The organism is Thioclava sp. GXIMD4215, assembly GCF_045291555.1.
Lineage (GTDB): Bacteria > Pseudomonadota > Alphaproteobacteria > Rhodobacterales > Rhodobacteraceae > Thioclava > Thioclava litoralis.
Genome location: NZ_CP149515.1, coordinates 2,246,989 through 2,255,000, shown reverse-complemented (window position 1 = coordinate 2,255,000; position 8,012 = coordinate 2,246,989). Strand labels below are relative to the sequence as shown.

The window sequence follows — 8,012 nt, the reverse complement described above, 5'->3', positions numbered from 1 at the left end:
CCGACCAAGGGGTCGTGGTCAGCGCCGCCGCATATTTTTTCGGGTCCGACTTGTCCCAGCCGAATTCGTAGAAATTGTTGTAAGAGGTGATCTCCTCGAAGCTATTGGGCGTGAGCGCCTCGGCACGGGCTCCGCGCGGCAGGGCCGTGACACACGCCGCCCCGAGGCCACCAGCCATGATCTGGCGGCGGTTGAGAAACATCTCCTTCGGGGTGACATCCCGATCCTTGTAGATATCCCAGTCTTGGCGCATCATCGACCCTCCGGCTATAGGCATCTGGCAAAGCATACGGGGAAGTATACGGGCCGGACGGGGCAGAAGTTTCAGGCTTTGCGCAAAAATCCCTCACGATTTGGTCACCCCGCAGCCTGTAGGATCTTTACTCGGGCGGCTAGCCGCCCTATCTCTGCCCGATCATGGCTAAGAAACCGAGTTCCGAGAATAACGGCCTGATCGCCGAGAACCGTCAGGCACGCTACCATTACGCCGTCGAGGATACGCTCGAGGCGGGCATCGTGCTGACCGGATCCGAGGTCAAGTCCCTGCGTAATGGCCGCGCCAATATCGCCGAGAGCTATGCATCCGTCGAAGAGGCGGAGCTGTGGCTGATCAACGGCAATATCGAGAAATACGCTCAGGCCAAGACCTTCGGCCATGAGGAACGCCGCAAGCGCAAGCTGCTGGTATCCAAGCGTGAACTCTCGCGGCTGTGGAATGCGACCCAGCGCGAAGGCATGACCATCGTGCCGCTGAAGATGTATTTCAATGAAAAGGGGCTGGTGAAGCTCTTGATCGGCATCGCCAAGGGGAAGAAAGTGGCCGATAAACGCGCCACCGAAGCCAAGCGCGACTGGGATCGCCAGAAGCAGCGCCTGCTCAAGCAGAACCTCTGACCTGACGTGCGGATGCAAGCTGCGGCTGTGCGGGCAAGGCAGCCTTGCCCGATCCGCCCTTGCACCCCCGATCCTCTTCCGTTTAATCAGGAAGCTGAGTAAAAGGGAGGGAGGCGCGCGATGGATAATCCGAAAATACTGGTATCGACCGACTGGCTTGAGGACCATCTGAAAAATCCCGATCTGCGGGTGATCGATGCATCCTGGTTCATGCCGGGGTCCGATAAGGATGCGAAGGCGGCGTATGACGCCTGCCATATCCCCGGCGCACGCTTTTTCGATATCGACGAGATTTCCGACCAGCGTTCCGATCTGCCGCATATGGCACCGCCCGCCGAAAAGTTCATCTCGCGGATGCGGGCAATGGGCGTGGGCGACGGCCATCAGGTGGTGATCTACGATCAATGCGGCATCTTCTCGGCACCGCGCGTGTGGTGGCTGTTCAAACTGTTCGGCAAAGCCGATGTTGCGGTGCTGGATGGGGGCCTGCCGAAATGGCTGGCCGAGAACCGCCCCACCGAAGACATGCCGCCCGTGCTGCGCGAACGGCATATGACGGTGCAGCGTCAGGCGCAGCTAGTGAAGGATGTGACGCAGGTCGCGCATAGCTCGAAACTGGGCGATGCGGTGATCATCGATGCGCGTGCCGCCGAACGCTTTGCGGGCAGCCAGCCCGAGCCGCGCCCCGGTCTGCGGGCAGGCCATATCCCCAATGCGCGCAATGTGCCCTTCGGCACGGTTCTCAACGCGAACGGCACGATGAAATCCCCCGAGGACCTGCGCGCGATTTTCGAAACAGCAGGCGTCGATCTGGCGAAACCCGCCATCACGTCCTGCGGATCGGGTGTGACGGCGGCCGTGCTGGCGCTGGCGCTCGAATCGATGGGCAAATCGGATTGGTCGCTTTATGACGGCAGCTGGTCCGAATGGGGCATGTATAACGACCTCAGGGTCGCAACCGGAGAAGCATGATGTTCAGCAATCTCAAACCCACGCCGGCGGACAAGATCCTTGCCTTGTCCGGCCTCTATCGCGCCGATCCGCGCGACGAAAAGATCGACCTTGGTGTCGGCGTCTACAAGACTGCTGAAGGCAAGACCCCGATCATGTCGGCAATCTCGAAAGCCGAGAAGATCCTGCACGAGACCGAAACCACCAAAACCTATGCCAGCCTGATCGGCCAGCCGGATTTCCACGGCGCAATGGCCGCGATGGTGCTGGGCGAAGGCTATCCGGCGGACCGTCTGGCCTTCCTGTCGACCGTCGGCGGCACCGGTGCCTGCCGTCAGGCCTTCGAACTGGCGCGTCTGGCCAACCCCGAGATGAAAGTCTGGGTGTCGGACCCGACCTGGCCGAACCATATCGCCATCCTGAATTTCATGGGTGTCGAGGTCAAACCCTACCGGTATTTCGACAATGACGCCCGCGCCGTGGCCTTTGACGCGATGATCGAAGACCTCAAGCAGGCCAAGAAGGGGGATGTCGTCCTGCTGCATGGCTGCTGCCATAACCCGACCGGCGCGAACCTGACGCTGGAGCAATGGGCCGTGGTTGCCGAGACCCTGCTGGCAAACGGCGCGACCCCGATGATCGATCTGGCCTATCAGGGCTTTGGCGACGGTCTGGAAGCCGATGCCGCAGGCACCCGCCTGATGGCCGAGAAGATGCCGGAACTGATGATCGCGGCCTCCTGCTCGAAGAACTTCGGCATCTACCGCGAGCGCACCGGCTGTCTGATGGTGCTGGGCGATGCGGCCAATACCGCAATCACGCAGGACAATCTGGGCAAGCTGAACCGTCTGGCCTATTCCTTCCCGCCCTTCCACGGGCAGGCGCTGGTGGCGAAGGTCCTGACCGACCCGACCCTGCGTCAGGAATGGGAAGACGAGCTGGAATCCGTGCGCAACGGCATGCTGGGCCTGCGCGAGCAACTGGCCGCCGAGCTGCGCCAGTTGACCAATTCGGACCGGTTCGACTTCCTCGCCCGTCACCGCGGCATGTTCTCGCGTCTGGGGGCGACCGAGGCACAGGTGATGAAAATGCGCGAAGATAACGCGATCTATATGGTCGGTGACTCGCGTCTGAACATCGCCGGCCTGAATGAAAACTCGGTGCCGCTCTTGGCCAAGGCGATTGTCGCAGCCGGCGTCTGACCCGCAGATTGCATCTTTAAGACCTAAGTAGGCAGCCCCCAGGGCTGCCTTTTTTCATATATTGTAAGACGAATGCGGTAGAGTTACTTTGAGCAAACTTATAAAATAATAACCGTTTCATCCTAAGATGATGTCAGACAACAGAGGTTCCCTATGCCCAAAGCCCGCCTAGCCTATCTTCTGCACGACGCCTCGCGCGCCGTGCGCAGCCGCTTTGAAACCCATACGGCCGATATCGGACTGACATCTTCGCAATGGCGCCTTATGTCGATTCTCATGCGTGAAGGACCGCTGCCGCAGGCGCGGATTGCCGAGTTGATGGAAATCGAGCCGATCTCGGTATCGCGTCTTGTCGACCGGATGGAACAGGGCGGCTGGGTCGAGCGGGCCCCCTCCCCCAATGACCGCCGCGTGCGGCTGGTTGCGCCGACAGAAAAGGCCCAGAACACGTTCACCGAAGCCCGTAGCGCCGCTGACCGCGTTTATGCCGAATCCATGACCGGTATGCCCGAGGGCACCTATGAAGAACTGACTGACATTCTGGAAAAGCTGATCCACAACCTCAATACGCTGAACAACCAGCACCGTTGAGGCGACGCCATCACATAGCAAAAGGCCCGGATCGCACGGATCCGGGCCTTTCTTCTAAGCGGTGATGCGCCCCTCTTACGGGTGATACGCGCTTTCGCCATGCGAGGTCTGGTCCAGACCCTGACGCTCTTCGTCTTGGCTGACGCGGAAGCCGACAAGGGCCTTGGTGATGTAGAGCAGGATGATCGAGCCGATCCCCGTCCACAGGATGGTCACGCCAATCGCCTTGATCTGCGCCATGACCTGTGCCGCCATCGTGCCTGCCTCGACCACATAGCCGGTGCCGCCCAGCGACGGTGCGCACAGGATACCGGTGCCGATCGCGCCGACGATCCCGCCCACGCCGTGGATGCCGAAGACATCGAGGCTGTCGTCATAGCCGAACTTGTTCTTCACGGTGGTGACGAAGAAGTAGCAGAAGCCCGAAGCCACAGCGCCCAGAACAATCGCGCCAACCGGACCGGTGGTGCCACATGCCGGAGTGATCGCCACGAGGCCTGCAACCATCCCCGAGGCAGCCCCCAGCATCGACGCCTTGCCACGTGCCATCGATTCGATGAGGCACCATGCAAGGATCGCGCCAGCAGTGGCCACGAAGGTGTTGAACAGTGCCAGCGTTGCGCCGCCATTGGCTTCAAGGTTGGAGCCCGCGTTGAAGCCGAACCAGCCGACCCACAGCATCGCCGCACCCACCAGCGTCAGCGTCATCGAATGCGGTGCCATCATATCGCGGCCCAGACCGATGCGCGGCCCGATGAAGATCGCGGCAACAAGCGCAGCCACACCGGCATTGATATGCACCACGGTGCCGCCGGCAAAGTCGATTGCGCCCATGTTGAAGATCAGGCCTGCGCCATCCCACACCATATGGGCGATCGGGAAGTAGACGAAGGTGACCCAAAGCGCCGAGAAGACCAGAACGCCCGAGAATTTCACACGCTCGGCGAACCCGCCGATGAACAGCGCCGGAGTGATTGCGGCAAATGTCATCTGGAACGCGATGAAGACATATTCCGGCAGCACGACACCATCAGTGAAGGTGGCGGCGGTCGTGTCCGGCGTAACCCCTGCAAGGAACAGCTTGCCGAAACCGCCCCAGAACGGCGAGGTGCCGCCGCCAAAGGCCATCGAGTAGCCATAGACCACCCAGATCACCATCACCATTGCGCCGACTACGGTACATTGCATCAGAATCGAGAGCATGTTCTTGGTGCGCACAAGCCCGCCATAGAACAGTGCCAGACCGGGAACGAGCATGAAGAGCACGAGCAGGCTCGCGGTCATCATCCAGGCCACGTCGCCCTTGTCGATCACAGGCGCTGCCGCTTCCGTGGCGTCCTGTGCCAAAGCCGGCAGGGCCGACAGGGCGAATGCCGAGGCAAGCGCCGCTGATTTCAGCAATTTGTTCATTTCACCTATCCCTGTATTCCGTAACGCTTATAGAGCGTCTTCGTTGGTTTCCCCGGTACGAACGCGAACCGACTGTGCCACATCGAGCACAAAGATCTTGCCATCACCGATCTTGTCGGTTTTTGCGGCTTTGAGGATCGTGTCGACGACCTCATCCGCCAGACCATCGGTCACGACGATTTCAAGCTTCACCTTCGGCACGAAATTCACCGCGTATTCGGCGCCACGATAGATTTCCGTATGACCGGACTGCGCTCCGAAACCCTTGATTTCGGTCACCATCATGCCACGCACGCCGATGGAGGTGAGTGCTTCACGCACCTCTTCCAGCTTGAAAGGCTTGATTGCTGCAATAATCAGTTTCACGTTCGATCCCTTCCTGTATCCGCAGCTCCGCCTGCCGGATTCGATAGGCGGCACGCTGTCAGAAAGCCCATTTCTTAGGCATTGCACAAGCAAACCCTCATCGCCTCCTCACGATCCCGTGCCTTTCAGCGCAGGCAATACCCAATATTTAAGCAGCAAGATGAAAATTTAAGCGGACAATATACCGAATCGTGAGAACCATAATCTCCACAAAGCCTGCCCAGCCGTGTAAATTATCCGCAACGATCAAAAACGGAAACGAGCAGATGGCAAATAATGGCGGCCCGCGCAAACCGCTGGTGGCGGAACGACGCTACCCTCGCGGCGGCAAACCTGGACCGAAGAAGACCCCCCCGAAGAAATCCGCAAAACCGGCTCGGAAGCGTCCTGTGCGGCGTCACGGCCTGATTGTCGGATTGCTGCTGGGCCTTTTGAGGTTCTTCGGAAGCCTGCTGTTCAAGGTCACGTGGCGCGTCTTTGCCGTGATCGCCTTGGTGCTGGGTAGCTTCGTCTATTACTACTACACCCAGCTCCCGCCGCTCGAGACCCTGCTGGATGGCCGGACCCGCGGCTCTGTCACGATGCTCGACCGTGACAATCAGGTTTTCGCATGGCGCGGGGAAACCTTTGGCGGCCAGATTACCGCCAAGAACGTTTCGCCCTATCTGCGCGAGGCCGTCGTGGCCACCGAAGACCGCCGCTTCTACCATCATTTCGGGGTCAGCCCGCGCGGCATCGCCTCGGCGATCCGCATCAACCTCAGCGAGGGGCGCGGCCCCTTCTCCGGCAATGGCGGCTCGACCATCACGCAACAGGTGGCAAAGCTTCTGTGTCTGGGCGTCGAATATGACCCCAAGAAATGGAAGAACGAGGCCGAATATGAAACCGACTGCCGCTCGGGCGGGCTGACGCGCAAGATCAAAGAGATCCCCTATGCGCTGGCGATGGAAGCCAAGTATACCAAAAACGACATCCTGACGATCTATCTCAACAGGGCCTATCTGGGGGCGGGCGCGCGCGGCTTCGAAGCCGCCGCACAGCGGTATTTCGGGATCTCGGCAGCCAATGTGAACCCGCAGCAGGCCGCCATGCTTGCCGGCCTGCTGAAAGCGCCGACCCGCTATGCCCCGACCAATAATCTGGCACGTTCGCAGGCGCGGGCAGGCACGGTTCTGGCCCTGATGCACGAGCAGAAATTCCTGACCGATGCCCAGTATCAGGAGGCCGTGGCGCATCCTGCAACCCTGTCGGAAGCGGCGCAGAAACGTGCGGGCGGCTATTTTGCCGACTGGGTGATGGATGACATCCCGCCCTTCCTGTCAAACGACACCACCGAAGACGTGATCGTGCATACCACGCTGGACCAACGGGTGCAGGCTGCCGCCGAAAGCGCGCTGAAGGATGTGTTCGACAACAAGGTCAAGGATGGCTCCAAAGCGGAAGCGGCGATCATTGTCATGAGCGCCGACGGGGCGGTCCGTGCGATGGTCGGCGGGCGCGAAAGCAAGGTGACGGGGGCGTTCAACCGCGCGACAATGGCCCTGCGCCAGCCCGGTTCGACCTTCAAGCCCTTCGTCTATGCGGCGGCGATGGATATGGGCTACACACCTGATTCCATCGTGCAGGACACACCTCTGACGCTGAACATTCCCGGCTCCGGCCCGTGGTCACCGCAGAACTACGAGCGCACCTATAGCGGCCCGATCACCCTGACGCAGGCGCTGACGCATTCGGTCAATGTGGCCACCGTGCGCCTGCAGGAAGAGGTGGGCCGCGATGCCGTGCGCAAAGTGGCGGAAGATTTCGGCTTCGGGCACAATCTTGCCAAGGGTCCGGCGCTGGGTCTCGGGGTGTCGGAATCGACCCTGATCGACATGACGGGGGCCTATGCGGGCATCCTCAATGGCGGCTCCTCGGTCCGGCCCTATGGCCTGACGGACCTGCGACTGAAGGGGGACCAGACCCCGATCTTCACTTCCGGCGGCGGCATCGGCGAGCGGGTCATCTCCGAGAAAGCCGCGCGCGAGCTGGTCTATATGATGCATTCCGTCGTCGAGAACGGCACCGGCCGCCGCGCCAAGCTGAACGGCTACGAGGTTGCGGGCAAGACCGGCACCACCCAGTCGGCGCGGGATGCATGGTTTATCGGCTTCACCGCCGATTACGTCACCGGCGTCTGGATGGGCAATGACAATAACAAGCCCCTGACCGGCGTGACCGGCGGCGGCCTGCCCGCCGAGATCTGGCACGAGGTCATGACCCGCGTCGAACAGGGGCAGGAATCGAAACCGCTGCCGATGGCCGACCCGTCGGAATGGCGCGGCCAGACCCAGCCCTATGACGGGCAAACTTATGACGGGCAGACCTATTCCAGCGATGGCACCGTCGTGTCCGGCTGGAATGCGCAGAACCAGCCGGTTCAGCAGCAAGAGCCGAATATCGCCGAAAAGATCATCAATGATGTTCTGGGGGCGATTACCGGAAAACGTTAGAGCTTTAACGAGATTCAACCCTTGCGGTAAATCTTCGGAAAGACCTCTGGGCAACACTGGACCCCGGCACCTCTTGAAACAGGTGCCGGGGTTCTTTTGCGACAAC

The 8,012-nt window shown here is 60.6% G+C and carries 8 protein-coding genes (1 of these 8 running past the window's edge); 5 read left to right on the top strand and 3 right to left on the bottom strand.

The features are described from left to right. A protein-coding gene (msrP, locus tag WDB86_RS11175) for a protein-methionine-sulfoxide reductase catalytic subunit MsrP (protein WP_406735936.1) crosses the window boundary here: on the bottom strand, nt 1-256 show its start. The gene continues 650 nt to the left of window position 1, outside the view; only the first 256 of its 906 coding nucleotides appear in the window; the start codon lies at nt 254-256; its stop codon lies beyond the left edge, outside the window. Between the two features lie 161 nt (nt 257-417). Between msrP and smpB the strand changes: the two genes are divergently transcribed. From smpB to WDB86_RS11155, 4 genes are all read left to right on the top strand, one after another. Then, entirely contained in the window at nt 418-894 is a 477-nt protein-coding gene (gene smpB, locus WDB86_RS11170; protein ID WP_339108407.1) for an SsrA-binding protein SmpB, read from the top strand. Nucleotides 895-1,014: 120 nt separating this feature from the next. After that, entirely contained in the window at nt 1,015-1,866 is an 852-nt protein-coding gene (sseA, locus tag WDB86_RS11165) for a 3-mercaptopyruvate sulfurtransferase (protein WP_339108408.1), read from the top strand. Further along, nucleotides 1,866-3,047 carry an amino acid aminotransferase gene (locus tag WDB86_RS11160; RefSeq protein ID WP_339109449.1) on the top strand — a complete coding sequence of 394 codons (1,182 nt, stop codon included), beginning with the start codon at nt 1,866-1,868 and terminating at the stop codon, nt 3,045-3,047. The genes sseA and WDB86_RS11160 overlap by 1 nt, the downstream gene beginning before the upstream one ends. 153 nt (nt 3,048-3,200) lie before the next feature. After that, the gene (locus WDB86_RS11155; RefSeq protein ID WP_339108409.1) at nt 3,201-3,638 is read left to right on the top strand and encodes a MarR family transcriptional regulator; all 438 of its coding nucleotides are present in this window, start codon (nt 3,201-3,203) and stop codon (nt 3,636-3,638) included. 75 nt (nt 3,639-3,713) lie between these two features. On the opposite strand, the gene WDB86_RS11150 is transcribed toward WDB86_RS11155, so the two are convergent. Continuing rightward, the gene (locus WDB86_RS11150) at nt 3,714-5,048 is read right to left on the bottom strand and encodes an ammonium transporter (protein ID WP_339108410.1); all 1,335 of its coding nucleotides are present in this window, start codon (nt 5,046-5,048) and stop codon (nt 3,714-3,716) included. A gap of 27 nt (nt 5,049-5,075) precedes the next feature. Then, nucleotides 5,076-5,414, bottom strand: coding sequence for a P-II family nitrogen regulator (locus WDB86_RS11145; protein WP_339108411.1), 339 nt, complete (start codon nt 5,412-5,414; stop codon nt 5,076-5,078). Nucleotides 5,415-5,680: 266 nt separating this feature from the next. On the opposite strand from WDB86_RS11145, the gene WDB86_RS11140 reads away from it, so the two are divergent. Beyond that, nucleotides 5,681-7,906 (top strand): transglycosylase domain-containing protein, encoded by a 2,226-nt coding sequence (locus WDB86_RS11140; RefSeq protein ID WP_406735935.1) that lies wholly within the window; start codon nt 5,681-5,683, stop codon nt 7,904-7,906. The last annotated feature ends 106 nt before the right edge of the window (nt 7,907-8,012 follow it).

What these genes read in the sequence shown, in the direction of transcription:
- WDB86_RS11155 (WP_339108409.1), top strand. Translation starts at nt 3,201, where the DNA reads ATGCCCAAAGCCCGCCTAGCCTATCTTCTGCACGACGCCTCGCGCGCC.
- smpB (WP_339108407.1), top strand. Translation starts at nt 418, where the DNA reads ATGGCTAAGAAACCGAGTTCCGAGAATAACGGCCTGATCGCCGAGAAC.
- WDB86_RS11160 (WP_339109449.1), top strand. Translation starts at nt 1,866, where the DNA reads ATGTTCAGCAATCTCAAACCCACGCCGGCGGACAAGATCCTTGCCTTG.
- WDB86_RS11140 (WP_406735935.1), top strand. Translation starts at nt 5,681, where the DNA reads ATGGCAAATAATGGCGGCCCGCGCAAACCGCTGGTGGCGGAACGACGC.
- sseA (WP_339108408.1), top strand. Translation starts at nt 1,015, where the DNA reads ATGGATAATCCGAAAATACTGGTATCGACCGACTGGCTTGAGGACCAT.
- WDB86_RS11150 (WP_339108410.1), bottom strand. Translation starts at nt 5,048, where the DNA reads ATGAACAAATTGCTGAAATCAGCGGCGCTTGCCTCGGCATTCGCCCTG.